Here is a 26027-nt window from a genome sequence, read left to right on the forward strand (position 1 = left end):
CAGGTCAGGTGGATCTCACGATTCGGTGGGGTTGCGGAAGTAGAGGGTGTTGGTGCCGTGGGCGGAGAGGGGGGCTGCTTCGGCGGCTTGGCGGATGCCGCTGCCGGGGAGGCAGGTGAGTTTGGTGAACATGGTGGTGTTGCCGAAGGCGGAGCGGACCTGGGTTTCGGAGGCGTAGTCGGCGCCGTAGTCGGAGAGGGCCTTGAAGTCCAAGGGGGCCAGGGGCTTTTCCAAGGGGATTTGGGCGGCGGGGAGGCCGAGGCAGGCGTATTGGGTGGCGGCGCCGCCCTCGTACCAGCACAACTCGTAGGACATTTGCTCGGTGGTGGTGACGCTGACCACCGGCCATTCCTGGGAGAGGCGCAGGGCGAGGGGGTGGCGGCCTACGGGGGCCACTTCCCAATTGAGGCTTTTGACCGAGACCCAGTGTTCGGAGACCTTCTCGATGAGGACGACGTCCTCGCCGAGACGCTCTGCGCGGTTGGGTTCGGGTTCGGGTGTGCTCCAGTGCTTCTTGTCGACGCCGAGGTAGGCGGAGCTCTGGACCGGTTCGGCGCCGTCGGCGGTGTAGGCGGCCAGGATGGCGGCGCGGACCAGGGTGACGGCATTGCGGGAGGAACAGCGGACGCTCAACGCGCCGAACGAGGTGCTGATCTCGACCGGCTTGGAGGGCTGGTCGGGGAGGGCGCCCGCGGCGATCGGCTTGAGGCCGACCAAGGCGAGCTGCCAGTTGATCTCCTCGATGGTCGCCAGGTCACCGGCCGTCTGGTAGAGGATCTGCTGCTGCGTCAGATAACCCGCGCGTTCGAGGGTCGCGCATTCGAGTTTGCGCAGGGCGGTGACGGTCTTGCCGGTGAAACCGATGTCCTCGACCCGGATTTCGCGCAACCGCTGCGTCATACCCGTGGAGGTGACCTTGGCGTAGCACTCGCGGTACATGGCCAGGGCCTGCTTGCGCTGACGGCCCACCATGAGGGTGCGCAGCAGGGTGTTCAGGGTCGACAGGTAGCGGTTGGCCTGGTCGGGATCGGCGGCGAACAGGCTCGCCCGGATCCGCACCGCGTCCTCGCCCGCCGCGACGGCGGCCTTGGGGTCGAGGCGGCACAGCCACACACTGCACTTGGACAGCGCGTCGGCCGACGCGCCCGCGGCGAGAGGATAGGTCTGCGCCACATGCCGATACGCCTGACAGGCATTGCGGATGGTGGAAGTGGCCAGCTCACGGTGGCCGATGGTGCGGGCCGCCTGCTCGAACAGGCGCAGCGCCTCGGTCACCTCGGCGGCGAACGGGGCGGTCACGTGACCGCTGGTGAGCCAGCGCAGACGGAGGAGCACGGCTTCCTGCGCGGGTTCCAGCGCCGATGCGGACCGGTCCCGCGAATCCGGATCGGTCTTGGTCGCCATCAGCGCCCGGGCCAGCTCGCACAGCGAGGTGGCCAGGGCCAACTCCGTCTCGAGCGTCCGATCCCGTGCTGCCCCGCGATCCGCGGCCACTTGCCGCTCGATGGCGCTGAGATCCATTGCGACCTTCAAACTCTCATACCCCGTACTACCTCGATCAATACAACCGTTGATCGCCCATCGACCGACCGCGTGTTTGCGCCGAGTCTGCCATAAATCGCGCGTGCGGGTCGGGCGTCCGCCGGTATGCCCGGATTTCGGGCGACCGGCGCGTCGCGCCCGCGATCAGGCCGGATGCGTGTAGCGCAGCTGCCCCGGTTTCGCGCGATCGTACTCGGCGCGGCCCGAGAGGTGCTGCGGCACACCGACTTCCCACCACGCGCCCGCCTCGGTCCACGCGGAGGGCTGGGTGCGGACCACGACGACGGCCGGCCGGGACTCCGTCCGTGCGGCTGCTCTGGCGGCGGAATAGGCGTCGCGGAAGTCGCCGAGTTCGACGGCGGTGAAGACCGAACAGCCCAGCGCACGAGCGTGCGCGGCGAAGTCCACGCGCGGCGGGGTGGCGTGATTGGTGCGGCAGTCGGCGTAGAAGTTGTTGAACGCCGTGCCGCCCTGACCTTCCTGCAAACGGCCGATCACCGCATACCCGTCGTTGTCGCACACCACCGCGACCAGCGGGTGGCCGGCGAAGGCGGCGGAGAACAGTTCGGAGTTGAGCATCAGGTAGGAGCCGTCGCCGAGCAGGGTGGTGACCAGGCCCTCGGCGTCTGTCCGCGCGATCGCCGCGCCCCAGGCTCCGGCCAGCTCGTATCCCATGCAGGAGAAGCCGTATTCGACGTCCATCGTCGGCAGCCCACCGGTCGCGCGCCAGCCGCCGACGAGTTCGCCGGGCAGGCCACCCGAGGCGGTCATGACATAGTCCGACGCCTCGCTGAGTTCGTTCACCACGCCGACGATCTGCGCGTAGCTGGGCGTCCCGGGCGTGGGCGCGCGCAGTTTGTCGATACGCGCGTCCCAGTCCGATCGAACCGCCGCAGCGCGCGCGGTCCAGTCGGGATCGGCAGACCACTCCCCCAGTTCGGGTCCGAGATCCCGCAGAGTCGCGTCGGCGTCTCCGACCACCGCCAGCGCCCCGTGCTTGACCGCGTCGAACCGCGCCGTATTGATGTGCACGAAACGGACTTCCGGCGCGAACACCGTCCACGACGCGGTGGTGAAGTCCTGCAGGCGAGTACCGACGGCCAGCACCACGTCCGCCGCCGCGGCCAGCGTATTCGCCGAGGCCGCGCCCGTGATCCCGAGCGGACCGGCGAACAGCGGATGGTCGTGCGGCACCAGCGTGCGCCCGGCGGTGGTCTCGGTCACCGGAATCCCGTGCCGCTCAGCGAATTCCAGCGCTTGACCACCCGCCCCCGAATACCGAACGCCACCGCCGAGAATCAGCAGCGGACGCTCAGCGGCCCGCAGTACGCGCGCGGCCTCGGTGACACCGCGCCGATCGGGTCGCGGGCGCGGAACATGGTGCACCACAGGCTCGAACAGCGCGTCGGGGAAGTCGTAGGTCTCGGCCTGCACATCCTGCGGCAGGGCCAGGACCACCGGCCCGGTGTCGGCGGGATCGGTGAGCACCCGCGCCACCTGCGGCAGTGTCGCGATCAGCTGCTCGGGCCGGGTGATGCGGTCGAAGTAGCGACTCACCGGCCGGAACGCGTCGTTCACGGTGGCGGTCGGATCGCCGAAATGCTCCACCTGCTGCAACACCGGATCGGGGGCCCGGCTGACGAAGGTGTCACCGGGCAGCAGTAGGACCGGCAGCCGATTCGCGTGCGCCACACCGGCGGCCGTCACCATGTTCAGCGCGCCCGGCCCGATCGAGGAGGTCGCGACCCCGACCTGTCGCCGCTGCGTGGCCTTGGCCAGCCCGACAGCGGCCAGCGCCATGCCCTCCTCGGTGTGCCCGCGCCACAACGGCAGCGCGTCGCGATGCTCGGCCAGCGCGGTCCCCAACCCCAGCACATTGCCGTGCCCGAAGATGCCGAAAGCCGCCGGGAACAACGGCACTTCGACGCCTTCGAGGGTTTCCGAGCGCTGAGCGACGAGCCAGGCCACCAGCGCCTGCGCGGTCGTGAGCTTCATCCGAGCCGTCCTTCGTGGGAGGTGACCGGGCACCGCGGGTCCGCCGCTTCCGACGCCCAACTCGCCCGCACCCAGGCGTGCGCGGGGTCGTCGCAGAAGGCCATGGACCGTTCGGGCGCGGGGCCGGCCAGCACGTTGAGGTAGTACATGGGGTAGCCGGGCGCGGCCACGCAGGGACCGTGGTAGCCGTGCGGCACCAGGAAGACATCGCCGTCACGGACGGCCACGTTCTCGTCGAGCGCACCGTCAGGGGTGTAGGTGCGGTGGAATCCGAAACCTTCAGGGCTCGTGGTGATTCCGTCGCGCCCCGCGATGCGGAAGTAGTAGATCTCCTCGTTCACGACCTCGCACTCGGAGGCTTCGTCGTGCTTGTGCGGTGGATAGGAGGACCAGTTCCCGTCCGGGGTGATCAGTTCACAAGCATTGAGCTTGTCGGCGTGATCCCACACGCCGGGCGTGCCGAAGTTGGTGACCTGCCGGGTAGCGGGACCGGCGCCGCGCACCTCGACCGGAACCTGCTCGGCCGGACCGTATTTCGGCTCCAGCCGCCTGCCGCAGCGCGCCATCGGTAGCGCGACCTCCAAACCGTCCACCGTGGACAGCTCCACCTCGGCGTCGCGCGGCACATAGGCGAAGTCGGTCACCCGCGTGAACACCGAATCCCGCCCGGCCAGTTCGAAGGTCATCCCGTCCACCCGCACCGTGCACGCCCCGGCCAGCGGCAGCACGAACGCCTCGAACTCCCCGGTGGAGATCATCCGCCGCTCCCCCGCCGCCAGCCGCAGCACACGGAGCCCGGCGTAAGACCACCCCGCGACCTCGGGCGTCAACAACACGGGATCACCCGCGTCAGCCAATGCTCCCGCCCGCCGATGGAGATCAGTCATCTCCCCTCCCGCCGTGCGTGGCCGCCCGGGCGTGGCCGCTCATCGCGCCGCCTCCAGTACCCGCGCCGCCGCCCGCACCGCACCCGCGACATCCCCGTCGGGCGGGTACAGCAGGCTACGCCCGATCACCAGGCCGCGCGCCACATCGTGACGCAATGCCGCACCCCAGGACGCCAGGTCCGCTTCCAGCTCCCCGGATGGCGCGCCACCGAGCACCAGCACCGGCAGTGTGGTGGCGTCGAAGACCGACACATCGTCGGGCGCGGGGATTTTCAGCCACGTGTACGCGGATGTCACGCCCAGCCCCGAGGCGACCGTGATCGCGCGTTGCAGGGAGGCCGAATCCTTGTGCATGGCCAGCGCCCCGCTGTGGTCCCGGGCGTACGGCAGCGGCTCCACCATGGCCATGAGCCCGTGCTCGGCCAGTTCGGACACCGCGCGGGCGCACGCTTCCAAGGTCGGGATGGTGCCGGGATCCGAATCCACCAGGCGCAGCAGCATTTTCCCGCCGTCGAGGCGATACTTCACCAAGGATTCGGCGTCGTACCCGGTGAATCGGTCGTCGATCTCCCAGTCCGCTCCGGCCAGCCCACCCCGGTTCATGGACCCGATGACGATCTTGTCGTGGACGGCGTCGAGCAGCAGCAGCTCTTCCACGATGTCGGGCGACCCGAGCACCCCGTCCACGGCCGGATCGGCCAGCGCGATGAGCAGGCGTTCCAGCAGCATGCGGCGGTCGGCCATGGCGGTGCGGTCCGCGCCGACGCCCAGCGCTCCCCGAGCCGGGTGGTCGGCGGCGACCAGGAACAGGGTCCCGGTGCCCGACAGCAGGTTCGGGCGGCGGCGCCGGTCGGCGTAGGCGCGGCGGATGGCCTCGGGGTCGGTGGCGCGGGTGCGCAGCAGGTCGTACCAGCGCGCGTCGTTCAGGTGCACAGCATCTCCTCGATCTCGGCGTCGGTCGGCATGGCGTCCGCGCAGGCCAGCCGGGACGCCACCAGCGCGCCGGCGGCATTGGCGTAGGCGGCGACCCGGTGCGGGTCCCAGCCCGCGAGCAGCCCGTGGATCAGCGCGCCCCCGAAGCCGTCGCCCGCGCCGAGTCCGCACAGCACCCGCACCGGGCACGGCGGCACCGTCCAGCGCTCGGATTCGATGGCGATGAGCACGCCCTCCGCGCCGCGCTTCACCACGGCCAGCCGCACCCCGCGCGCCAGCAGCCGGTCGGCGGCCTCGTCGGGATCGGCGGTGCCGACCGCCACCTGCACCTCGGTTCGATTGCCCACCACCACGTTCACGTGATCGACCATCCAGCCGATCTCGGCGCGCGCGGTGTCCACGTCCGGCCAGAACATGGGCCGATAGTCGAGATCCAGCACGGTGTGCCCGCGCCGGGCCCGGCGTTCGAGGATCGCGCGCTGGGTGGTGCGACCGGGTTCGGCGCTGACGCCGGTGCCGGTCACCCACAGCAGCGGCACGGAATCCACCACATCCCAGGGGATCTCATCCTCGGTGAGGGTGAGGTCGGGCGCGATGGGCGACCGATAGAACATGAGCGGCGGGTCGGCGGGCGGGTTCAGTTCGCAGAACACCACCGGCGTCTGGAGCCCGTCCGCCGTCCCGACATACCGGGACATGACGCCGAACCCCTCCAGCGCGTCGCGGACGAAGTCGCCGAACCCGTCCGGCCCGACCTTGGTCAGCACCGCGGTCCGCCGCCCCAGCCGGGCCGCGGCCACCGCCACATTGGTGGCGGTGCCGCCGAGGAACTTGGCGAAGGTCCGCACCTGCGCGAGCGGCACCCCGCTCTGCTCGGGATACAGGTCGACGCCGACCCGGCCGATCGTCAGGGCCTCGAGCTCGGTCACGGCACCACCCGCTCCAATTCGTGTTGCAGCGCCTCGAGTTCCGCGCCGCCCGCCATCAACCGGGTCAGCTCGGTGAGGTCGATCTGCGACTTCTCGTAGCTGCCCAGCGCGGACCCGCGTTTGAGCAGCAGGAACCGATCCCCGACCGGGTAGGCGTGATGCGGATTGTGGGTGATCAGCACGACCCCCAGCCCACGGTCGCGGGCCTGCACCACATACCGCAGCACCACCCCGGCCTGCTTCACGCCCAGCGCCGCGGTCGGCTCGTCGAGGATCAGCACCTTGGCCCCGTAGTGCACCGCGCGGGCGATGGCCACGCACTGCCGCTGCCCGCCGGAGAGCGTTCCGACCGGCTGTTCCAGATCGGGAATGTCGATCCCCATGTCCGCCAGCCCTTTTCGGGCGATGTCCTGGGCGCGTTTGCGATCCAGCAGCTCGAACGGCCCGTAACGGGTGACCGGTTCGGAGCCGAGCACGAAATTGCGCCACACGCTCATCAGCGGCACGACCGCCAGATCCTGGTACACGGTGGCGATGCCGAGGTCCAAAGCCTCACGGGGCGAGGACAATCGCAGCTCGCGGCCCTCGATCCGCAGTTCCCCGCTGTCGTGCTGGTGCACGCCCGCCAGAATCTTGATCAGCGTCGACTTGCCCGCGCCGTTGTCGCCCAGCACGCAGGTGACCTCGCCCGCGTTCACCACCGTCGACACCTCGCGCAGCGCGACCACGCCGCCGTAACTCTTTCCGATGCCGACGGTTTCGATCAATGGCACGGTCATCGGCGTACCCTTTCGGCTCGCTTCTTGAATGCGTTGTTGACCAGCACCGCCGAGAACAGCAGCACGCCGAGGAACAACATGAACCAGTCGCTGTTCCAGCCCGCCAGCACGATGCCCTGCCGCGCCATGCCGAAGATGAGCGCGCCCACGGCCGCACCCACCACCGACCCGAAGCCACCGGTGAGCAGACAGCCCCCGATCACGGCGGCGATGATGTACTGGAACTCCAGGCCCACACCCTGATTGGCCTGCACGCTGGCGAACCGCATCAGGTTGCACGCGCCCACGATCCAGCCCGCGAACGCGGTGGTCATGAACAGCAGGATCTTGGTGCGGGTGGCGGGCACGCCGACCGCGCGGGCGGTGGGCAGCGAGCCGCCGACCGCGAAGATCCAGTTCCCGAACCGGGTGCGGGTCAGCACGATCGCCGCGACCGCGGTCACCACGATCCACCACACCACCGATGCCTGGACACTGGCGCTGCCGATCTTGGTGGTGGAGGCGAAAACCCAACCGGCGGACTGATATCCGTCCGCCGACCGCACCCCCGACACCTGCACGGTACCGGTGGCCCAGCGGGTCACGCCGAGGTTCAGGCCCTGCAAGGCCAGGAAGGTGCCCAGCGTGACGATGAAGCTCGGCAGCCCGGTGCGCATCACCACCCAGCCGTTGAGCGCCCCCACCGCGAGCGCGAACACCAGCGACACCGCCAGCGCGAGCCACACGTTCCAGCCCGCGTGCACCGCGAGCAGTCCGGTGATCAGCGCGGTGGAGGCGGTCATCACGCCGGTGGACAGGTCGAACTCCCCGCCGATCATGAGCAGCGCGACGGCCACCGCCATGATGCCGAGCGTGGAGGCGTCGTCCAGCCACGTCGAAATGCCCAGGGGCTTCAGGAATTTGGTGGTGACGATGGTGAAGAACACGAACACCACCACCGCGCCCAGCAACGCGCCCACCTCGGGGCGGGCCACCAGCCGGTTGAGGATGGCGAGCCGGTCGGGCGGGGCCACCGCGGTCCCCGAGGTCTCGGATGTCGTTGTCGTCGTAGTCATGTCGGCGTCTCCCGGCCCGTTCACCGCGTACCCCGGCCGACCAGCGCGGCGACGGCATCGACGGTGGTCTTGTCCACGAACGCCGGCCCGGTCTGCACCGGATGCCCGCCGCCCACGGTATTGAGGTTCGACTTGTACAGCTTCAGCATGACCACGGGCAGATAGCCCTGCTCGTACTGCTGCTGGTCCACCGCGAACAAGAGGTTTCCGGACCGGATCGCGCTCACCACATCGGAATTCAGGTCGAAGGTGGCCACGGTAGTGCTCGCCTTCGACTCCTTCACCGCGTCCACCGCGCGGGCGGCGATCTGCGAGTTCAGCGTCAGCACCGCGTCGATGGAACGATCGGCTTCGAGCGCGCCTTTGATGCGGGACTGCACATCGGTGGGATTGTTGATGTCGACCTGCAGCGTGGTGGCCGACCCGAAGCCCTGGATCGCGCCCGCGCACCGCTCATTGGCCCCGACATTGCCCGCCTCGTGAATCACGCACAGCATCTTGTGTTTTCCGGCGTCGGCGAGGCGTTTGCCCGCGGCCTCACCGGCCTGGCGTTCGCTCTGGCCGACATGCCCGATGGCCCCGAACTTCGCACTCTCGGCCTCACCGGAGTTGATGGTCACCACCGGAATGCCCGCCGCCACCGCCTTCTCCACCGAGGGCCGCAGCGCGTCCGGATTGGCCATGGACACCACCAGCCCGTCGACGCCCTGCGCGACGGCATTGTCGATGAGCTTGGCCTGCTGGGTCGGATCGCCCGCCGAGTTGTACTCGACCCGGATGCCGAGATCCTTCCCGGCGGCCTCCGCGCCGTTCTTCACCACGTTCCAGAAAGCGTCGCCGGGCGAGCCGTGCGTCACCACCGCCACCGATCGCACGGTGCCGACCGTGACGGGCGCCGCGCCGGGACCGGTGGCGTCGGAACCCGGGCCGCTACAGGCGGCGAGCACGGCCGCGGCGGCCAGCCACGGCGTCAGACGCAGCCGGCGGAGGCGGCGGAGGCGGGAGAATGCGGACATCATCGTCGTCACCTCCCACTAGATCCGAGCCGAGGCGAGACCGGCGGCGATCTCGGCCAGGTGTCGCAGACTTTGCCGAGCGGCCGCCGTCGGGCCCTCGGCGGTCTCGCCGGGGTCCAGCGCGGTGTCCTGCTCGATCACGTACCAGCCGCGGTAGCCACCGGCGTGCGCCTCGCGGATCAGGGCGGTGATATCGACATCGCCCGCGCCGAGCGGAACGTAGAGACCTCGCTTGACCGCCTCGCTGTATTCCACTGTGCCGCCGCGTACTTCGGCGGCCATCGTCGCGCGGACGTCCTTGAGGTGAATGTGCCCGATGCGATCGGGGTGGCGGCGGACCAGTCCGACCGGGTCGGTGCCGCCGATGAGCAGGTGCCCGGTGTCGAGGCAGAGGTCCAGATCGGAGTCGGCGAGAAAGCGCTCCACCTCGGCCGACGTCTCGACGTGGGTGCCCACGTGCGGGTGCAGCACCGGGCGCAGGCCGTGTTCGACGACGATGTCGCCGACGGCGGCCGCGGTCTCGAGGAGTGTGCGCCACTCGCGATCGTCGAGGGGTGTGCGGGCGTCGTAGCCGTGCTCCCCGGTCGCGGCGGCCAGCACCAGCACCTCGGCACCGGCGGCCTCGAACCGTGCGGCGGCCGAGCGCGCGATCTCCAGAGCATGGCTCGGTTCGCGATGCAGGGTGAGGGCGAGGAAGCCACCGACCGGCGCAATACCGTAGTCGCGCAGGGTCTTCCGTAGTTCGAGCGGATCGTCCGGTAGGTATCCGGGCGGCCCGAATTCGGTGGCGGACAGGCCGAGGCCCGACATCTGCGCCAGGACGGTGGCCGGGTCGAGGACATGCCCCCAGCCGGGGACCTCGCAGACTCCCCAGGAGATCGGCGCGGCGGCGATTCGTAATGGACGCAAGGGATGGAGCGGTTCGGTCATCGGCACTTCCCAGACCCGTCGTTGGCCATCGTGAGGCTCGCGATTGGAGCGCTCCAACAATGTAACCCGGCTCACTCGGGTGTCAAGATCCCGACATGCGCCGAAAAGTAGCGAGCACGCTCGGAAAACACTGCCTTGCAGGGAGAATCACGAGAACCGGCGGTGGCTGAAAAGTCCGATTAGAGCGCTCTATTGCCCCGGCCCGCGACCACGCGGTAGCGTGCGTCGCATGACCCGACCCACCATGGAGGATGTCGCCGCCCGCGCCGGCGTCTCCCGGGCCCTGGTGTCGCTGGTCATGCGCAACTCCCCCAAGGTCAGCGCCCACCGCCGCGACGCGGTGCTGGCGGCCGCGGCCGAACTCGGCTACCAGCCGCACGCCATGGCCCGCTCGCTGGCCAGCCGCACCTCCAATATCGTCGGCGTCATGGTGTCGGACCTGCGCAATCCCTTCTTCGCCGACGTGGTCGAGGGCATGGACCAGGCCGCCCAGGAGGACGGGCTCGAACTCATCCTCAATACCGGCCGCCGCAGCGCGGGCCGCGAACGCGCCGCTCTGGAGAGCCTGCTCGCCTTCCGCCCGGGCGGGGTGATCCTGCTGTCACCGGTGCTGCCCGCCGCCGCCATCCGCGACGCGGCCGCGCGCTGCCCGGTGGTGCTGGTCTCGCGCACCTCCACCAGCACCGCGGTCGACACCGTCAACGACGACGGCGAACTCGGCGCGGCGCTGGCCGTGGATCACCTTGTCACACTGGGCCATCGGCGCATCGTGCATTTGGACGGTGGGGCGGCCTTCGCGGCCCCGCCGCGCCGCAAGGGCTATACCGCCGCCATGGCCCGCTACGGCCTCGAACCCATGGTGATCCCGAGCGAGCACACCGACACCGCGGGCGCGGCCGCCGTCCGCAAACTGCTGAACATCTTCTCCCCCAGCACCTTTCCCACCGCACTGGTGTGCGGCAACGACTTCAACGCCGTGGGCGCGGCCGCCGCGCTCGAAGAGGCGGGTCTGCGTGTGCCCGAGGACGTTTCGATCGTCGGCTACGACAACACCTCGCTCGCGGCGCTGCGGCACGTCGCGCTCACCACCATCGACCAGCCGCGCAATCGCATCGGGCGGCTGGCCCTCACGGCACTGACCGAACGCCTGCGCGAAGGCCGGACCGAGCCGGTGCGCCAGCGCCTCGAGCCGTCCCTGGTCGTCCGCTCCACCACCGCACCACCCCGAGTCTGACCCCGCACCGCGACTGACAGGAGCTTCGCCATGTCCCCGATCACTGTGGGCCTCGCCGGCACCGGCCGCATCGGAACCTCCCACGCCGAGACCCTCGCGACCCTGCCAGGCGTGGCCCGGGTCATCGTCACCGACGCCGACGCCGAGCGCGCCCGCGCCACCGCCGACAAGCTCGGGCTGGAATACGCGCCCGATATCGACGCGCTGTTCGACGCCGGCATCGACGGCCTGGTCGTCGCCACCGCCACCGACTCGCATCCGGCCCTGATCACCGCCGCCGTCGACCGCGGCATCCCGGTCTTCTGCGAAAAGCCCATCGCCGCCGACATTCTGGGCACGCTGCGCGTGGTCGAGCACCTCGAGCGCTCCGAGGTCCCAGTCCAGATCGGCTTCCAACGGCGCTTCGACGCCGGATACCGGGCCGCCCGCGCCGCCATCGCCGCCGGGAACCTGGGCTGGATCCACACGCTGCGGGCCACCACCCTGGACCCCGCGCCCCCGCCCGCGGACTATATTCCGCGCTCGGGCGGGCTGTTCCGTGATTGCGGCGTCCACGATTTCGACATCATCCGCTGGGTCACCGGGCGCGAGGTGGTGGAGGTCTTCGCCACCGGCGCCAATCGCGGGGAGGCGTTCTTCGCCGAGTCCGGCGACGTCGACACCGCCGCGGTGGTGCTGCGCCTCGACGACGGCTGCCTGGCCAATGTCTCGCTCAGCCGCTACAACGGCGCGGGCTACGACGTGCGGCTGGAGGTGCTCGGCTCGACCGGCAACGCCATCGTCGGCCTCGACGAGCGCGCCCCGCTGCATTCGGTGGAACCCGGCTACCCGCCCTCGGCGCTGCCGGTCTATCCGGGGTTCATGGACCGCTTCCACGGCGCCTACGTCGAAGAGCTCGCGACCTTCGTGGATGTGGTCACCGGGAAGGTGCCCAATCCGTGCCCGCCCGCGGACGCCCTGGAGGCCTTCTATATCGCCGAGGCCTGCGAACTGTCCCGGCATCGAGGCACCCCGGTGCGGCTGGCCGACATCCGTCGCTGATCGGGCGCCGCCGCCAAAACTTCGGCTATCGCGCGGGCCCACTCGCCGTTTACCCTCTGTGTGCCCGGTGATCACAGCGGGACCACCGAACGAGAGTTATTGGCATGAGCGGCAATTCGATACCACCGGGCTATCACCCACAGGACGAGCTGTGGACGCAGGACACGGTGGTCTTCGACGCGGTGCAGGACGACCAGGTAGAACTGCCCGCGAACCGCCCCGGCGGACTGGCCGGATTGCTGGGCGGAACCCAGACCACGCGGTACGTGATCATCGGTCTGACCGCGACAATTGCGGTGTCGTTGCTCGCCATCGTGGGCCTGCTCGTCTCCGGCCACAGCAGCTGGGAGGCCGCCCCGAACGCCGCCAAGACCACCGCCCCGGCCCGGGTCCTGGTCACCACCTCCGTGCGGCCGACCCCGACCACCGCCGCCCAGGAAGCCGACGTCACGACCGCGCCCGAGCGGACCACCACCACGACGACGACGAGCTCGACCACGACCACCACGACCTCGACGACAACCACCACGGTCAGTCCGGTCGTCGGCATCCAGATGCCCTGCGAGCAGGTCGGCATGACCGCCACGACCTCCGACGGCACCGTCCTGACCTGCGACGCCACCGGCGGGGCGAGCCCGCACTGGCTGCCCATCACCCGGCCCGCGATCGGATCCCCGTGCAACGCGGGCGAAGCCGGCAGCTTCGGCTACACCAGCGGCGGCAGCCAGCTGGTCTGCACCCGCCGCCCCGGCGGCAGCTCGACCCCGTCGTACGTGTGGGACAGCCCCGGCACCCTGACCTCGGGCAAGCACGAGCCCGGCCAGGTCTGCAATCTCAAGAAGGACGGCATCGCCCAGTCCTCGAGCGGCCGGGCCGTCTACTGCCTGCCCGCCGACAACAGCAACAGCCCGATCGGGGTGTGGAAGCAGGTGTACTGACCGCGGCGGTCAGCTCACCAGCAAACCGACGGCGAGCCCGGTCATCACGAGCGCGATCAGCGAGTCCAGCACCCGCCACGCCTTCGGCTTCGCGAAGACCGGGGCCAGCAGGCGCGCACCGAAACCCAGCGACAGGAACCAGATCAGGCTGCCCGCGATGGCGCCCGCGGTCAGGAACCAGCGGTCCGGGGTGGCGTAGGTATTGGCGAAGGAGCCCAGCAGCACCACCGTGTCCAGGTAGGCGTGCGGGTTGAGCCAGGTGACGGCCAGGCAGGTGGCGATGGCCGCGCCCAGCGCGATCGGGGCGCCGCCACCCGCCGACAGCGCCGACGCGGACAGCGCGCGCTTGGCGGCGAGCGCCGCGTAGCCGAGCAGGAAGGCCGCGCCCGCGTACTTCGCGACGGTCATGACCATCGGCGCGGAGTTCACGATCGCGCCGAAGCCCGCGACGCCGAGCGTCATGAGCACCACATCGGAGCCGATGCACACCGCGACCACCGGCAGGACGTGTTCGCCGCGGATCCCCTGTCGTAGGACGAAGGCGTTCTGCGCGCCGATCGCCATGATGAGGGAGAGTCCGAAGCCGAGTCCCGAGATGGCCGCCAGGGCCGCCGATGATGCGTTCACCCTTCGAAAGTAGGCAACCGTCCAGCACCAGGCCAGCTAAAGATTCTGAGGTGCCATTAGAATCTCTTACCGTGGATCTGCAGCTCGACCAACTGCGCGCCCTCGACGCGGTCATCGGGGAAGGCACCTTCGACGCGGCCGCCCGCAAACTCAGTGTCACACCCTCGGCAATCAGCCAGCGCATCAAGGCGCTGGAGGACGCGGCGGGCCGCATCCTGGTGCAACGCACCAAACCGGTGCAGCCCACCGAATCCGGGCTGGCCGTACTGCGCCTGGCCCGGCAGATCCAGTTGCTCACCGGCGACACCGCCCGCGAACTCGGCGAGGCGCATCAGCCCGCCGATCGGCCGGTGGTCATTCCCATCGCCGTGAACGCCGACTCACTGCACACCTGGGTGGTGGCCGCGCTCGGCCGGGCCAACGCGCTCCAGCCCGGCGCGACCGGACTCTCGTTCGAGATCCATCGCGAGGACGAGGAGCACACCACCCGCCTGCTGCGCGACGGCACCGTGATGGCGGCCATCACCTCCACCGCCGCACCCGTACAGGGCTGTACCGTGCGGCGTCTGGGAGCCATGCGCTATCGCCCGATGGCCCATCCCGAGTACGCCCGCACCTGGTTTCCCGACGGCGCGAACGCGAAGGCGTTCGCACACGCGCCCGTAGTGCTCTTCGATCGCAAGGACGATCTGCAGTTCCGCCTGGTCCGCCACTACACTCGCAAGCCGGTGGATCCGCCGCGTCATTACATCCCGTCCTCGGCCGCGTTCAACGACGCCGTGCGTGTGGGACTGGGCTGGGGCATGATCCCCGACCTGATGATCCGTCCCGAGGACGGCCTGGTTCCGCTGGACGACAAGGTCTTCGTGGACGTGCCGCTGTACTGGCAGCAATGGCGACTGGATTCACCCGCCCTGACAGTCGTCGCCGCGACCATAGCCGAGGCCGCGGAGCAATCGCTGCTGTGATAGGACACTGTTCTTGTGATCGGACACAAGGGGATTCATTGTGCGTGACCCGGGGTAATAGATGACGTGGGCGGAACCGGATGCAATAGTCGGAGGCATTGCGTTTAGCCAGGAAGGAATTTCGTTGTCCCAAATTGTGCGCGGCGTTGTCGCTCGCTCGAAGAACGCGCCCGTCGAAGTCACCGAGATCGTGATCCCGGACCCGGGTCCCGGCGAAGCCGTGGTCCGGGTGCAGGCCTGCGGTGTCTGCCACACCGACCTGCATTACCGCGAGGGCGGCATCAACGACGAATTCCCGTTCCTGCTGGGGCACGAGGCCGCCGGCATCGTGGAATCGGTGGGCGAGGGCGTCACCGATGTGGAGCCCGGCGATTTCGTCATCCTGAACTGGCGCGCGGTCTGCGGTTCGTGCCGCGCCTGCCGGAAGGGCAAGCCCCAGTATTGTTTCGACACCTTCAATGCCGCTCAGCCGATGACGCTGACCGACGGCACCCCGCTCACCCCGGCCCTGGGCATCGGCGCGTTCGCCGAGAAGACCCTGGTCCACGCCGGGCAGTGCACGAAGGTGGACCCGAGCGTGTCCCCCGCCGCCGCGGGCCTGCTGGGCTGCGGCGTGATGGCCGGCCTGGGCGCGGCCATCAACACCGGCGGCGTGAGCCGCGGTGACTCGGTCGCGGTCATCGGCTGCGGCGGTGTCGGCAATGCCGCGATCGCGGGCGCCAAGCTGGCGGGCGCGACCACCATCATCGCGGTCGACATCGACGAGCGGAAGCTGGAGTGGGCCACCGGTTTCGGCGCCACCCACACCGTCAATGCCGCCAAAGAGGATGCGGTCGAACGGGTTCAGGAACTCACCGACAGCTTCGGCGCGGACGTGGTGATCGACGCCGTGGGCCGCCCGGAGACCTGGAAGCAGGCGTTCTACGCGCGCGACCTGGCCGGCACCGTGGTGCTGGTCGGCGTGCCGACCCCGGACATGACGCTCGAGATGCCGCTCATCGACTTCTTCTCGCGCGGTGGGTCGTTGAAGTCCTCGTGGTACGGCGACTGCCTGCCCTCGCGCGACTTCCCGTACCTGATCGAGCTCTACAAGCAGGGCCGCCTGGACCTGGACGGTTTCGTCTCGGAGACCATCGCGCTCGACGAGGTGGAGGCCGCCTTCACCAAGATGCATCACGGTGACGTGCTGCGCTCGGTGGTGGTGTTCTGATGGCGCACATCGACCACGCGGTGACCGTCGGCACCTTCTCCCTCGACGGCGAGACCTTCGACGTCGACAACAATGTGTGGGTGGTGGGCGACGATCTGGAATGCGTCGTCATCGACGCCCCGCACAATGTCGAGGCCATTCTCGACGTGATCGGCACCCGCGAGGTGAAGGCCATCCTGGTCACCCACGCGCACGACGACCACGTCCGGGTCGCGCCCGATTTGGCCAGGGCCACCGGCGCTCCGATCCTCATGCACCCCGAGGACATGGTGCTGTGGCAGCAGACCCACCCGCAGGTCAGCCCCGACGGCGAGCTGGCGGACAAGCAGATCATCGCGGTCGGCGGCACCGAGCTGCACGTGCTGCACACGCCGGGCCACGCGCCCGGTTCGGTCTGCTTCTACTCCCCCGACCTGGGTGCGGTGTTCACCGGTGACACGCTGTTCCACGGCGGTCCGGGTGCGACGGGCCGGTCGTACTCCGATTTCGGCACCATCGTGGAGTCGATCGCGGACCGGCTGCTGACCCTGCCGCCGGAGACCCTGGTGCACACCGGCCACGGCGAATCCACCACCATCGGCGCGGAGCTCCCGCAGCTGGAGGAGTGGCGCTCCCGGGTCGGCTGATCCTTCGGCAGTGGTCCGAGCCGGTCACCCGCGCAGACCGGACCGGATCACTGCCGGAGCCCCTAATCCGTCCCCCAAAGCGGCGGAGCGCTTCTCGTTTCCAGGATTTTCCGGACGATTCCGCGCCTAGAGTTGTCCATGAGAAAACTGACAGCCGTTCTGGCGCTGGCCTCCCTTCCCCTGCTCGCGGTGGGCTGTTCCGTGTCCGCCGGTTCCTCGTCCGTGAACAAGAGCGATGTCCAGACCAAGGCCTCGAGCTTCTACAAGGACAAGGCGCACGAGGACGCGAAATCGGTGGCCTGCGACGGAAGTCTGGCCGCGAAGGTCGACGCCACCCAGACCTGCACCGTCACCGCGGCCGACGGCCAGAACTGGGTGATCGACACCAAGGTCACCAAGGTCGACGGCAGCGACGTCTTCTACGACCTGACCTTCGCCGACGCCTATGTCGCCCCCGACGACGTGGCGTCCACCATCGCCGACACCTACCGCCAGAAGTTCGGCATGTCGCCCCAGTCCTCCACCTGCAACGGCCTGCTACGCGGCGCCACCGGCGCCTCCATCCGCTGCGTCGTCACCGAGAACGACGGCACCCGCTGGGGTTTCACCGCCAAGACCACCAATGTGGAGGGCACCAAGGTCAACTACGACATGATCGTCGACGACCAGCCCCTCCCGTAATCCCCGACATCCGAATCGATCCCAGCACTCGTACCCGAACGCCGGTCGTCCGTCGGGTCTACCGGCACGTGTACAGGGTCGCGTCGGCGAGTTCGGCCACGACGTCCGAGACGTCGCCGCGGGCGCGAAAGGCGTTGAGCTGCCGTCGCGCTCCATTGCCGCGGGACAGGAGGGCGGTGATCGTGTCGGTGACGAAGGGGAGGTCGCCCAGGTGTTCGAGGGCGGGCCGGATGAGGGTGACGAAGTGGTCCAGCAGTTCGGGGACCTGGATCGGGCGGCCGGTCACGGGGTCGATCACGGTGCCGTCCAGGCCCTCGTGTGCGGCGCGCCAATAGGCCGCGCGGAGTGCGGGTTCCGGGACCGGGGGCCGGGGTTCGGCGGTATCGGCGGTCATGGCGGCGGCTCGGACCAGGGTCGCCAACAGGGCTGATTCCTCGACGGTGGCGGGGACGTCGCTGACCCGCACCTCGACCGTCGGGAACGTGCAGGAGGGGCGGACGTCCCAGTAGATCATCTTGCGGTCGAGGATCACGCCGAGCGCCAGCATGGATTCCACCGCCGCCTCGTACTCCGCGACCGACGCGAAGTAGGGCGGCGGACCGGCGCTGGGCCAGCGCCGCCACATGATGTTGCGCCAGCTGGCGTAACCGGTCTCGCAGCCGCGGTAGATGGCGGAGTTGGCGGTCAGGGCCAGCAGGACCGGCAGCCAGGGGCGCAGGAAGTTGCTGACCCGCAGGGCTTCGGCGCGGCCGGGGACGGCGACGTGCACGTGGCAGCCGCACAGGCCCTGTTCGCGGGCGAGCCTGCCGAATCGTTCGGCGATGCGGCTGTAGCGCGGGGTGCTGGTGATGGCCAGCTCCTCGGGGACCGAGGGCGGTACCGCGGCGGCCAGCAGCAACGCGTCGTTCTTCTCGGCACAGACGGCCGCGGCGCGGCGGAGCTCCCGCAGCTCCCGGAGCAGGTCGTCGGTGGTGGTGTGCACGCGGGTGGTGGTCTCGACCTGGCAGCGCATGATCTCCAGTTGCAGGTCCATGCCCAGATCCGCCGCGGTCCGGGCGACGTCGGCATTCTTGCCGACCGGCGCGCCGGTGCGCGGATCCACGAGGAGGAACTCCTCTTCGACACCGACTGTAGGAGGGGCTTCCACATCGGCGGTATACCTCCCCGGCGCGACTCCACACCTACCGGAGCGGTCTCTCCGGGTCCGCCCGGACTTCGCCCCGGTCATCGGCGGGTCGGGTCCCCAGAATTGTCGGTGGGTGGGGTCACACTGTGGTCATGGCATACGACGAGGAGCTGGCCGACCGGATCCGCGACGCCCTCGGGCCCGAGGTGGCCCATGTGATCGAGAAGAAGATGTTCGGCGGCCTGGCGTTTCTGGTGGGCGGCAATATGGCCGTCGCGGCCAGCGGCAAGGGCGGGCTGCTGGTGCGCGCCGACCCGGACACCGCCGGGGACCTCCTGCGGGCCGGTGCGGTCGAGCCCATGGAGATGGGCGGCAAGAAGATGACCGGGTGGCTACGCGTCACCGCCGAGACGGTCACCGACGACGACGCGCTCGACGAGTGGGTGCGCCTCGGGGTCGGCTACGCCAAGACGCTGCCGCCGAAATAGCCGCGAGGCAAATCTGTGCCGCGCGGCACAGCGCGAATGCCGCTGTGTCCGGCTTCACCCAATTGTGAGCTGCCACAACAGCTTCGCCGCGACTTGTCATGCCGTCTTTACACCGCACCACAGTGCGGAAACCTGCGTCGCGCACTGTGGTGAACATGAGGCAAACCGAGATACATGCACTGGCATGCGAGGTCTGTGGTCGTCTGCCCCATCCCACGCGCACCCGGCTGGCCCTGGCCAAGCTCGCCGCGGTCTTTCCCGTCGAACTGGCCCTGCACGCCCTGGTCATCCATCTCGAGCTGCCGTACCTGGCGACGGTGGCGATTCTGGCGGTGACCGCGACCATCCTGGTCATCTGGGTGGTCGAGCCGGGGGCGATGCGGTACCTGAGCCGCTGGCTGCACGCCCCGGAACTGCGGCACCGGCACCGCCTCGACAGCGCCGAGCGACTCTGGCGCATCCGCGTGCGCCTGGACAACAAGCCCGGGCGATTGGAACTGCTGGCCAAGCAGCTGGCCGATCGGCGGGCCAATATCCTCGCGATGCACGTGCACCATCTCGAGAACGGCGTGCTCGACGAACTGGTGGTCTCCACCCCCGCGGAGGTGCTGCCGCAGCGCCTGACCCACGCGGTCGCCAAGGCGGGTGGCGTGGCGATCGGCATCTGGCCCGCGTCGGCGCTGACCCTGGTCGACGGCCAGACCCGGGCGCTGGGCCTGGCCGGGCGGGTGGCCGCCGATCCGGGTGAGCTGCCGCTGGCCATCGCGGAACTGCTGGGCGCGCAATACCTTCCGGATCCCGATCCGGCCCGCGTGCCCGGTGGCACGCTGCTCGAAGTCGAGGCCGAATCCGACCGTGCGGCCATGACCTTTCTGCGTACCGGGGAGCCGTTCACGCCCGCCGAGGTGGCCCGCGCGCATCGGCTCATCGACCTCGCGGTGGTCGCTTCCCGTCAGCCGTAACCGTCTCGACCTGCGGATTTCCATCGCGCGATCCAGCTTTCGACCACTCGAACCGAGCCGTTCCGATTTTCACACCACACGGTTTCACTTCGTGGCAGACTCGCTCGTGCGCGTTCGCTCGAAACGCGCTCGAGGGGTTGGTTGATCGATGAGCGTTCGACGGGCAGGGATCGATATCGGCGGGAATCCGCCCGCCCGCAAGGCGGTTCGCACCGCCAAACTGGCGGCGGTCCCGCTGTCGTTCGCCGGACGGCAGGTGGCCGGAGCCGGCCGGCGCGTACTGGGCCGGCCCGCCGGCGAGATCGATCGCGAGATCCAGCTCCGCACCGCCGAGCACATGGCCGACGTACTCGGCGAATTGAAGGGCTGCGCCGCCAAATTGGGGCAGATCCTGGGCGTCTACGAGCTGGCGCTGCCCGCCGAACTGGCCGAGCCGTACCGGATCGCGCTCGGCCGTCTGCAGGATGCCGCGCCCGCCATGCTGCCGCGCACGGTGCACCTGGTGCTGGCGGAGTCGTTCGGCCCGGACTGGCGCGACAATTTCCGCGAGTTCGACGATCGCCGGTCGGCCTCGGCCAGTATCGGGCAGGTGCATCGCGCGGTCTGGCACGACGGCCGCCCGGTGGCGGTGAAGGTGATGTATCCGGGCGCGCGGGCCGCGATCGACAGCGATCTGCGGCAGTTGCGCGGATTGGCATGGCTGACATCGGTGTTCGCCCCGCACGTCGACGGCCACGCGGTGGTCGACGAGCTCGCCGAATCGCTGCGCGCGGAAATGGATTTCGAGGCCGAGGCCCGGAACCAGCGGCGTTTCGCGGACGCGTACGCCGGTGATCCCGATTTCGTGGTGCCGCGGGTCGTGGCCCAGCGCGGGGACGTGATCGTCTCGGAGTGGCTGGACGGGATTCCGCTGTCGCGCTTGATCACCACCGGTTCGCGGGCCGAGCGGGATCGGGTGGGCATGCTGGCCGTCCGGTTCTTCTGGTCGTCCGCGCCGAAGTCGGGCCTGCTCTACGGCGACCCGCATCCGGGCAATTTCCGGGCCCTGCCCGACGGCCGTCTGGGTGTGGTGGATTTCGGGGCGTGCCCGGTCTGGCCGCCCGCGCAGTTCCCGGCGCTGGTGCACGATCTGGCCGACGCGCTCATCCACGGCGGCCCGGCCGACCTGGACGCCGTGACCCAGCGGCACGGTTTCACCGACGCGGAGCGAGGCCTGGACAGCGCGGCGCTGGCAGCGAAGCTGCTGCCGTTCACCGAACTGCTGCGCCACGAGACGTTCCGGGTGGATACCGACTGGTTGCGTGGCCGCACCCGGGATGCCCTCAGCCCCAAGCTCGACAATGCCTACCGGCAGCTCGGCGTCCCCGCGTATCTGATGCCGTTCCAGCGCGCGCTGATCACGCTGCTCGGGCTGGTCGCGCAACTGGGCACCACGGGTCCGATGCGCGCGGAGATCCTGCGCTGGTCACCGGAATTGAGCGCGGTGATGGATCGCTGCGCACCCACCCCTTGATCACTGTCCCAGACAGATCTACGCTGGAGTGATGGGCGCAGAGCGGCTTTCGGCTCCGGACCACGAGGTCGTGGTGATCGGTGCGGGCCCGGGCGGGATCGCCGCCGGGGTCGAGCTGAAGCGGGCGGGGGTGCGCGACTTCGTGATCCTGGAGCGCGCCGACGAGGTCGGCGGCAGCTGGCACGAAAACCATTACCCCGGACTGGAAGTCGATATCCCGTCGCTGGCCTACCAGTACTCGTTCGCGCGAAATCCGGACTGGAGCAGGCTGTTCGCCTCGGGCGCGGAGGTGAAGCGGTATCACCTCGCGGTGGCCCGCCGCTTCGGGCTGTACCCGCATGTGCGGTTCGGGACCGAGGTGGCCGCCGAGGAGTGGGACGAGGACCGGCACTGCTGGTCGCTGCGGCTCGCCGACGGCAGCGTGCTGTCCGCGCGGTTCGTGGTCAGCGCGGTGGGCGCGTTCATCAGCCCCAAGGTGGATCCCGGGATTCCCGGACTCGCCGACTACCGCGGCCGCATCCAGCGCCCCTCGGACTGGGACGACGGCTACGACCCGGCCGGGCAGCGGGTCGCCATCATCGGCACCGGGGCGAGTTCGGTCCAGATCACCCCCGCCATCGCGGGTGAGGTCGGCAGCCTCGCGGTCTTCCAGCGCACCCCGGTCTGGTGCCTGCCCAAACCGAACCCGCGGATCCCGCGCGCGGTGCGGCTCGCGCTGCGCGTCCCGGGCGTGCAGGCGGGCGTGCACGGTGCGGCGCTGGTGGCGGTCGACGCCGCCCTCCGGACCATGTCCAGCGCGCCGCTGCCCGTGGTCCGCCCCGCGCTCCGCGCCATCGACGCCACCGCCATCCGCGGTTATCGCGGCCTGCTGCGACTCATGGTGCGGGATCCGGAGATTCGCGAACGCCTGGCCCCGGACTACGGCCCGATCGCCAAGCGCCCGACCCTCAACACCGGCTACCTGCTCGCCTTCAATCGCGACAATGTCGACCTGGTGACCACGCCGATCGAGCGGTTCACCGCGCACGGCCTGCGCACCACCGACGGCGTCGAGCGCGAGTTCGACATGATCGTGCTGGCCACCGGCTATCACGTCTTCTCCGATCCGGAGACCTACACGCCCGGTCTGGTGGTGGGCCGCGACGGCCTGGATCTGGGCAAGTACTTCACCGAGAACGGCCTGCAGGCCTACGAGAGCGTGGCGCTGCCCGGCCTGCCCAATCGGTGGACCCTGGTCGGCCCGTATTCGTGGACCGGCAGCGGCTGGCACGCCTTCGTGGAGATGACCGCGGCCCACGCGGTGCGCGCCATCTCCGAGGCAAGGCGGCGCGGCGCGACCTGTGTGACGGTGCGCCAGGACGCGCACGACGCCTATCACCGCCGCGTCTACCGGCACGGCGCGGCCATGCGCTACTACCTGGCCGAACTGAACGCGCACGTGCCGACCTACTACCGCAATTCGCAGGGCGACTCGACGTACATCCGGCCCACCGGGTTCTTCTCGGCGCGCCGGGCGCATCACCGATTCCCGTTCTCGGACTACGACTTCGGCCGTCTGCCCGCCTGACCGTTCCCGCTCTCGAGGATCCGTGCCCATGATCGAACTGCCGAAATCGGTCCGGATCGCGCTCGGCGCGGCCGGCTACGGCATCAGCGACCGCCGTCTCGCACCGGCCGTCACCGGTTCGGTGATCCTGGTGACCGGGGCCTCCTCGGGTGTCGGGCGCGCCACCGCGCTGCGGCTGGCCGCGAATGGGGCGACCGTGCTCGCGGTGGCCCGCAGGGCGGCCCTGCTCGAGGAACTGCGCATGGAGACAGCGGATTTCCCGGGCCGGGTCTACGCCTATCCAGCGGACCTGTCCGACACCGATGCCTGCGCCGCGTTGATCGAGCGGGTGCTCGCCGATCACGGGCGGGTGGACGTCTTCGTCAACAACGCGGGCAAGTCGATTCGCCGCTGGCTCTCCGATTCCCTGGACCGCTGGGACAATATCGACGACACCGCCCGCATCAACTTCCTCGGCCCCGCGCGGCTGGTCATGAGCCTGCTGCCGTCCATGCGGGCCCGGCGGCAGGGCCACATCGTCAACATCAGCACCGCCGGAGTGCACGGCCCCGGCGTGGGCTGGACCGCCTATATCGCGTCGAAGTCGGCGTTCAATTCCTGGATGCGCGGCGCCGCACCGGAATTGCGGGCCGACGGCATCGACGTCACCACGGTCCACCTGCAATTGGTGCGCTCGGAGATGCTGGGCCCCTATCGGATCTACCGCTACACCCCGAGCATGTCGACCGAGGAGGCGGCGAGCCTGGTGTGCCGGGCGATCGTGGACCGCCCCTTGGCGATTCGCCCGTGGTGGGAGCGGGTGGGCGCGCCCCTGTCGTACGCGCTCGACAGTTCCCCGGCAGCGCAACGCATGCTGACGCTGTACGCGAAGGCCGGGAACTGGAACAACCGTCCGGTGGATTGGGCCGGTCCGCTCGGCCGCCTGGAACGCACGGTCAATCTGCTCGACGACGCGGTCACGGTGGCCGGGTGGATTCCGGCCAGTGGCGTGCTGGAACAGCTGCCTCCGACCCGGATTCCACAGCTGGCCATGGCATTACGCGACGGGGTCGGATTGGCCACGGCGCTGTCATTGTTCGCGGCGCGGTTCCCGGACCGGCCCGCCATGGTCGACGACGACGGCCCGATCACCGCGGCCGAGCTGGATCGGCAGGTGCGGCAACTGGCGGCGGCGCTGCGGGCGCGCTGGAAGATCGGGCGCGGCCAGCGGGTCGGGGTGCTGTGCCGCAACCATCGCGGATTCGTACTGGCGGCCTATGCGGCCGCGCGGCTCTCGGCGGATCTGGTGCCGTTGAACTACGGTTTCGCCGGGCCGCAGATCGGCGAGGTGCTCGATCGCGAGCGCGTCGAATTGCTGCTCTACGACGGCGAATTCCACGACGAGATCGAGAAGTCCGGGTACGGCGGGCGGCGCGTGGTGGTCCGGGGCGCGGCCGGTGGCCTGCCGACGGTGGCGGAATTGGTGGCGGCGGGTGGGCCGCCGGTGCGCGAGCCCGCGTCCGGGGGCACGCTGATCCTGCTCACCGGCGGAACGACCGGGGTGCCCAAAGGCGCGCCGCGCACCTTCGGCGGAGGCCCGGCCGGATCGATGAGCCCGCGCATACTGCTGGCCATCGGCGATCTCGCGAGGGTCGCGCCGATCCCGCGTCTGGGTCAGCCCATGGTGATCGCGCCGCCGCTGCATCACACCTACGGGTTCCTGGCCACCGCCGGTGCGTTCCTGCTGGGTTCGACCGTGGTCGTGCACGAGCGTTTCGATGCCGCGACCCTGCTCGCCGATATCGAGCGGCATCGCGCGCAGATCGTGTGCGTGGTGCCGACCATGCTCGGCCGCGTGATGGCGCTGCCGCCCGAGGTGCGCGGCGGCCACGATCTGTCGAGCCTGCGCATGATGGTGTGCGGGGCCGCTCCCCTGCCGCCGTGGCTGGCCACCGCGTTCCAGGACGAGTTCGGCGAGGTGCTGTTCAATGGCTACGCCTCCACCGAGACCGGTGCCGGAACCTTCGCCACGCCCGCGGATCTGCGGGCCGCGCCCGGCACCGTGGGCCGCCCGCTCGCCGGGATCGTGGATATCCGCATCGTCGACGGCGACGGCCGTGAACTGCCCGCCGGCGTCACCGGCCGGATCGTCAACAAGAACCCGAGCCTGTTCCACGGCTACAGCGACGGCCGGACCAAGGAGATGGTCGGACAGCACATGGACTCCGGCGATCTCGGCCATTTCGATGCCGAGGGCAGGCTGTTCGTGGACGGCCGTTCCGACGACATGATCGTCTCCGGCGGGGAGAACGTCTTCCCGCAGGAGGTCGAGGAGGCGCTGCTGGCGCATCCGGCGGTGGCCGACGCGGGTGCGGTCGGGGTGCCCGACGACGATTTCGGGCAGCGGCTCGTCGCGGCCGTCGTGCTGGAGCCGGGCGCGCGGGTGAACGCCCGCACCTTGCAACGGCACATCAAGACGACGCTGGCCGGCTACAAGGTGCCGCGGGACATCGTCTTCGTCCCGGAACTGCCGCGCACCACCGCGGGCAAGTTACGGCGGCAACAACTTCCGGCGATCATCGATGCACAATGGGGCGCATGACGCAGCGACAGAATGTCTCCTCCGGCGCGCAGTGGGAACCGATCGTGGGTTATTCGCGCGCGGTCCGGGTCGGCCCGTGGATCTCGGTCGCGGGAACCACCGCGGTCGATCCGGACGGCGGCGCGGTGGGCGGAAACGATATCGCCGAGCAGACCCGGGAAGCCTTGCGCCGAATTGTGGCCGCGCTGGCGGAAGTCGGTGCGACACCCGAGAATGTCGTGCGCACCCGTATTTTCGTCACCGATATCTCCCGCTGGGAAGAGGTCGGCAAGGCGCACGGTGAAGTCTTCGCGGCGATCCGCCCGGCGGCGACAATGGTCGAAGTGAGCAGCCTGATCGATCCCGCGCTGCTGGTCGAAATCGAGGCCGACGCGATCGTGCCGTAAAACGCTCGAGCGC

General features: G+C 69.7%; 24 protein-coding genes. 13 read left to right on the forward strand and 11 right to left on the reverse strand.

Annotated elements, in window-relative coordinates:
* Positions 1–15 precede the first annotated feature (15 nt).
* The 9 genes from ACWEOI_RS15850 to ACWEOI_RS15890 all read right to left on the reverse strand — a co-directional run bounded on the left by ACWEOI_RS15850 (position 16) and on the right by ACWEOI_RS15890 (position 10066).
* On the reverse strand, positions 16–1521 hold the full coding sequence (locus ACWEOI_RS15850; RefSeq protein ID WP_452360166.1) for a hypothetical protein: 1506 nt from the start codon (positions 1519–1521) through the stop codon (positions 16–18).
* A gap of 165 nt (positions 1522–1686) precedes the next feature.
* Complete coding sequence (gene iolD, locus ACWEOI_RS15855; RefSeq protein ID WP_452360029.1) at positions 1687–3537, reverse strand: 3D-(3,5/4)-trihydroxycyclohexane-1,2-dione acylhydrolase (decyclizing); 1851 nt, start codon at positions 3535–3537, stop codon at positions 1687–1689.
* Positions 3534–4424: a 5-deoxy-glucuronate isomerase gene (gene iolB / locus ACWEOI_RS15860; protein ID WP_452360030.1), complete on the reverse strand. Its 891-nt coding sequence runs from the start codon at positions 4422–4424 to the stop codon at positions 3534–3536. The genes iolD and iolB overlap by 4 nt, the downstream gene beginning before the upstream one ends.
* A gap of 39 nt (positions 4425–4463) precedes the next feature.
* Positions 4464–5357, reverse strand: coding sequence for a Cgl0159 family (beta/alpha)8-fold protein (locus tag ACWEOI_RS15865; RefSeq protein ID WP_433666379.1), 894 nt, complete (start codon positions 5355–5357; stop codon positions 4464–4466).
* Positions 5348–6286 carry a 5-dehydro-2-deoxygluconokinase gene (iolC, locus tag ACWEOI_RS15870; RefSeq protein ID WP_452360031.1) on the reverse strand — a complete coding sequence of 313 codons (939 nt, stop codon included), beginning with the start codon at positions 6284–6286 and terminating at the stop codon, positions 5348–5350. The genes ACWEOI_RS15865 and iolC overlap by 10 nt, the downstream gene beginning before the upstream one ends.
* Positions 6283–7065, reverse strand: coding sequence for an ATP-binding cassette domain-containing protein (locus tag ACWEOI_RS15875; RefSeq protein WP_452360032.1), 783 nt, complete (start codon positions 7063–7065; stop codon positions 6283–6285). Before ACWEOI_RS15875 ends, iolC begins: the two co-directional genes overlap by 4 nt.
* A complete protein-coding gene (locus ACWEOI_RS15880) occupies positions 7062–8120 on the reverse strand; it encodes an ABC transporter permease subunit (RefSeq protein ID WP_433666382.1) in 1059 nt (352 codons plus the stop codon). The genes ACWEOI_RS15875 and ACWEOI_RS15880 overlap by 4 nt, the downstream gene beginning before the upstream one ends.
* A 20-nt stretch (positions 8121–8140) precedes the next feature.
* A complete protein-coding gene (locus ACWEOI_RS15885) occupies positions 8141–9136 on the reverse strand; it encodes a sugar ABC transporter substrate-binding protein (protein WP_452360033.1) in 996 nt (331 codons plus the stop codon).
* Positions 9137–9154: 18 nt separating this feature from the next.
* Positions 9155–10066: a TIM barrel protein gene (locus ACWEOI_RS15890; RefSeq protein WP_452360034.1), complete on the reverse strand. Its 912-nt coding sequence runs from the start codon at positions 10064–10066 to the stop codon at positions 9155–9157.
* Between the two features lie 229 nt (positions 10067–10295).
* On the opposite strand from ACWEOI_RS15890, the gene ACWEOI_RS15895 reads away from it, so the two are divergent.
* From ACWEOI_RS15895 to ACWEOI_RS15905, 3 genes are all read left to right on the forward strand, one after another.
* Positions 10296–11300 (forward strand): LacI family DNA-binding transcriptional regulator, encoded by a 1005-nt coding sequence (locus ACWEOI_RS15895; RefSeq protein ID WP_379275271.1) that lies wholly within the window; start codon positions 10296–10298, stop codon positions 11298–11300.
* A gap of 30 nt (positions 11301–11330) precedes the next feature.
* The gene (locus tag ACWEOI_RS15900; RefSeq protein ID WP_433666385.1) at positions 11331–12341 is read left to right on the forward strand and encodes a Gfo/Idh/MocA family protein; all 1011 of its coding nucleotides are present in this window, start codon (positions 11331–11333) and stop codon (positions 12339–12341) included.
* Positions 12342–12445: 104 nt separating this feature from the next.
* Positions 12446–13279 (forward strand): hypothetical protein, encoded by an 834-nt coding sequence (locus tag ACWEOI_RS15905; RefSeq protein WP_433666386.1) that lies wholly within the window; start codon positions 12446–12448, stop codon positions 13277–13279.
* A 9-nt stretch (positions 13280–13288) separates the two neighbouring features.
* Here ACWEOI_RS15905 and ACWEOI_RS15910 read toward each other — a convergent pair whose 3' ends face one another.
* Complete coding sequence (locus ACWEOI_RS15910) at positions 13289–13843, reverse strand: LysE/ArgO family amino acid transporter (protein ID WP_357085875.1); 555 nt, start codon at positions 13841–13843, stop codon at positions 13289–13291.
* 134 nt (positions 13844–13977) lie between these two features.
* On the opposite strand from ACWEOI_RS15910, the gene ACWEOI_RS15915 reads away from it, so the two are divergent.
* The 4 genes from ACWEOI_RS15915 to ACWEOI_RS15930 all read left to right on the forward strand — a co-directional run bounded on the left by ACWEOI_RS15915 (position 13978) and on the right by ACWEOI_RS15930 (position 17391).
* Positions 13978–14874: an ArgP/LysG family DNA-binding transcriptional regulator gene (locus tag ACWEOI_RS15915; protein WP_433666387.1), complete on the forward strand. Its 897-nt coding sequence runs from the start codon at positions 13978–13980 to the stop codon at positions 14872–14874.
* A gap of 124 nt (positions 14875–14998) precedes the next feature.
* Positions 14999–16084 carry an S-(hydroxymethyl)mycothiol dehydrogenase gene (locus tag ACWEOI_RS15920; protein WP_357277906.1) on the forward strand — a complete coding sequence of 362 codons (1086 nt, stop codon included), beginning with the start codon at positions 14999–15001 and terminating at the stop codon, positions 16082–16084.
* A complete protein-coding gene (locus ACWEOI_RS15925) occupies positions 16084–16710 on the forward strand; it encodes an MBL fold metallo-hydrolase (protein WP_452360035.1) in 627 nt (208 codons plus the stop codon). The genes ACWEOI_RS15920 and ACWEOI_RS15925 overlap by 1 nt, the downstream gene beginning before the upstream one ends.
* Positions 16711–16848: 138 nt before the next feature.
* A complete protein-coding gene (locus tag ACWEOI_RS15930) occupies positions 16849–17391 on the forward strand; it encodes a DUF4333 domain-containing protein (protein ID WP_452360036.1) in 543 nt (180 codons plus the stop codon).
* A 58-nt stretch (positions 17392–17449) separates the two neighbouring features.
* Here ACWEOI_RS15930 and ACWEOI_RS15935 read toward each other — a convergent pair whose 3' ends face one another.
* Complete coding sequence (locus ACWEOI_RS15935; RefSeq protein WP_452360037.1) at positions 17450–18538, reverse strand: carboxylate-amine ligase; 1089 nt, start codon at positions 18536–18538, stop codon at positions 17450–17452.
* A gap of 131 nt (positions 18539–18669) precedes the next feature.
* Between ACWEOI_RS15935 and ACWEOI_RS15940 the strand changes: the two genes are divergently transcribed.
* From ACWEOI_RS15940 to ACWEOI_RS15965, 6 genes are all read left to right on the forward strand, one after another.
* Complete coding sequence (locus ACWEOI_RS15940; RefSeq protein WP_433666391.1) at positions 18670–19005, forward strand: TfoX/Sxy family protein; 336 nt, start codon at positions 18670–18672, stop codon at positions 19003–19005.
* Positions 19006–19160: 155 nt separating this feature from the next.
* Positions 19161–19967, forward strand: a complete 807-nt coding sequence (locus ACWEOI_RS15945) for an amino acid-binding protein (protein ID WP_433666392.1) — start codon at positions 19161–19163, stop codon at positions 19965–19967.
* A 148-nt stretch (positions 19968–20115) separates the two neighbouring features.
* A complete protein-coding gene (locus ACWEOI_RS15950) occupies positions 20116–21480 on the forward strand; it encodes an AarF/UbiB family protein (RefSeq protein ID WP_433666393.1) in 1365 nt (454 codons plus the stop codon).
* A gap of 31 nt (positions 21481–21511) precedes the next feature.
* On the forward strand, positions 21512–23047 hold the full coding sequence (locus ACWEOI_RS15955; RefSeq protein WP_452360038.1) for a flavin-containing monooxygenase: 1536 nt from the start codon (positions 21512–21514) through the stop codon (positions 23045–23047).
* Positions 23048–23075: 28 nt separating this feature from the next.
* Positions 23076–25628 carry an SDR family NAD(P)-dependent oxidoreductase gene (locus ACWEOI_RS15960; protein ID WP_452360039.1) on the forward strand — a complete coding sequence of 851 codons (2553 nt, stop codon included), beginning with the start codon at positions 23076–23078 and terminating at the stop codon, positions 25626–25628.
* Positions 25616–26014: a RidA family protein gene (locus tag ACWEOI_RS15965; protein ID WP_433666396.1), complete on the forward strand. Its 399-nt coding sequence runs from the start codon at positions 25616–25618 to the stop codon at positions 26012–26014. Before ACWEOI_RS15960 ends, ACWEOI_RS15965 begins: the two co-directional genes overlap by 13 nt.
* The last annotated feature ends 13 nt before the right edge of the window (positions 26015–26027 follow it).

The organism is Nocardia sp. NPDC004340, from assembly GCF_053602575.1.

Coding starts and splice junctions, on each gene's coding strand:
- ACWEOI_RS15850 (WP_452360166.1), bottom strand. CDS start 1,521: ATGGATCTCAGCGCCATCGAGCGGCAAGTGGCCGCGGATCGCGGGGCA.
- iolD (WP_452360029.1), bottom strand. CDS start 3,537: ATGAAGCTCACGACCGCGCAGGCGCTGGTGGCCTGGCTCGTCGCTCAG.
- iolB (WP_452360030.1), bottom strand. CDS start 4,424: ATGACTGATCTCCATCGGCGGGCGGGAGCATTGGCTGACGCGGGTGAT.
- ACWEOI_RS15875 (WP_452360032.1), bottom strand. CDS start 7,065: ATGACCGTGCCATTGATCGAAACCGTCGGCATCGGAAAGAGTTACGGC.
- ACWEOI_RS15880 (WP_433666382.1), bottom strand. CDS start 8,120: ATGACTACGACGACAACGACATCCGAGACCTCGGGGACCGCGGTGGCC.
- ACWEOI_RS15885 (WP_452360033.1), bottom strand. CDS start 9,136: ATGTCCGCATTCTCCCGCCTCCGCCGCCTCCGCCGGCTGCGTCTGACG.
- ACWEOI_RS15890 (WP_452360034.1), bottom strand. CDS start 10,066: ATGACCGAACCGCTCCATCCCTTGCGTCCATTACGAATCGCCGCCGCG.
- ACWEOI_RS15895 (WP_379275271.1), top strand. CDS start 10,296: ATGACCCGACCCACCATGGAGGATGTCGCCGCCCGCGCCGGCGTCTCC.
- ACWEOI_RS15900 (WP_433666385.1), top strand. CDS start 11,331: ATGTCCCCGATCACTGTGGGCCTCGCCGGCACCGGCCGCATCGGAACC.
- ACWEOI_RS15905 (WP_433666386.1), top strand. CDS start 12,446: ATGAGCGGCAATTCGATACCACCGGGCTATCACCCACAGGACGAGCTG.
- ACWEOI_RS15910 (WP_357085875.1), bottom strand. CDS start 13,843: ATGGCGATCGGCGCGCAGAACGCCTTCGTCCTACGACAGGGGATCCGC.
- ACWEOI_RS15925 (WP_452360035.1), top strand. CDS start 16,084: ATGGCGCACATCGACCACGCGGTGACCGTCGGCACCTTCTCCCTCGAC.
- ACWEOI_RS15930 (WP_452360036.1), top strand. CDS start 16,849: ATGAGAAAACTGACAGCCGTTCTGGCGCTGGCCTCCCTTCCCCTGCTC.
- ACWEOI_RS15940 (WP_433666391.1), top strand. CDS start 18,670: ATGGCATACGACGAGGAGCTGGCCGACCGGATCCGCGACGCCCTCGGG.
- ACWEOI_RS15945 (WP_433666392.1), top strand. CDS start 19,161: ATGAGGCAAACCGAGATACATGCACTGGCATGCGAGGTCTGTGGTCGT.
- ACWEOI_RS15950 (WP_433666393.1), top strand. CDS start 20,116: ATGAGCGTTCGACGGGCAGGGATCGATATCGGCGGGAATCCGCCCGCC.
- ACWEOI_RS15955 (WP_452360038.1), top strand. CDS start 21,512: ATGGGCGCAGAGCGGCTTTCGGCTCCGGACCACGAGGTCGTGGTGATC.
- ACWEOI_RS15960 (WP_452360039.1), top strand. CDS start 23,076: ATGATCGAACTGCCGAAATCGGTCCGGATCGCGCTCGGCGCGGCCGGC.
- ACWEOI_RS15965 (WP_433666396.1), top strand. CDS start 25,616: ATGGGGCGCATGACGCAGCGACAGAATGTCTCCTCCGGCGCGCAGTGG.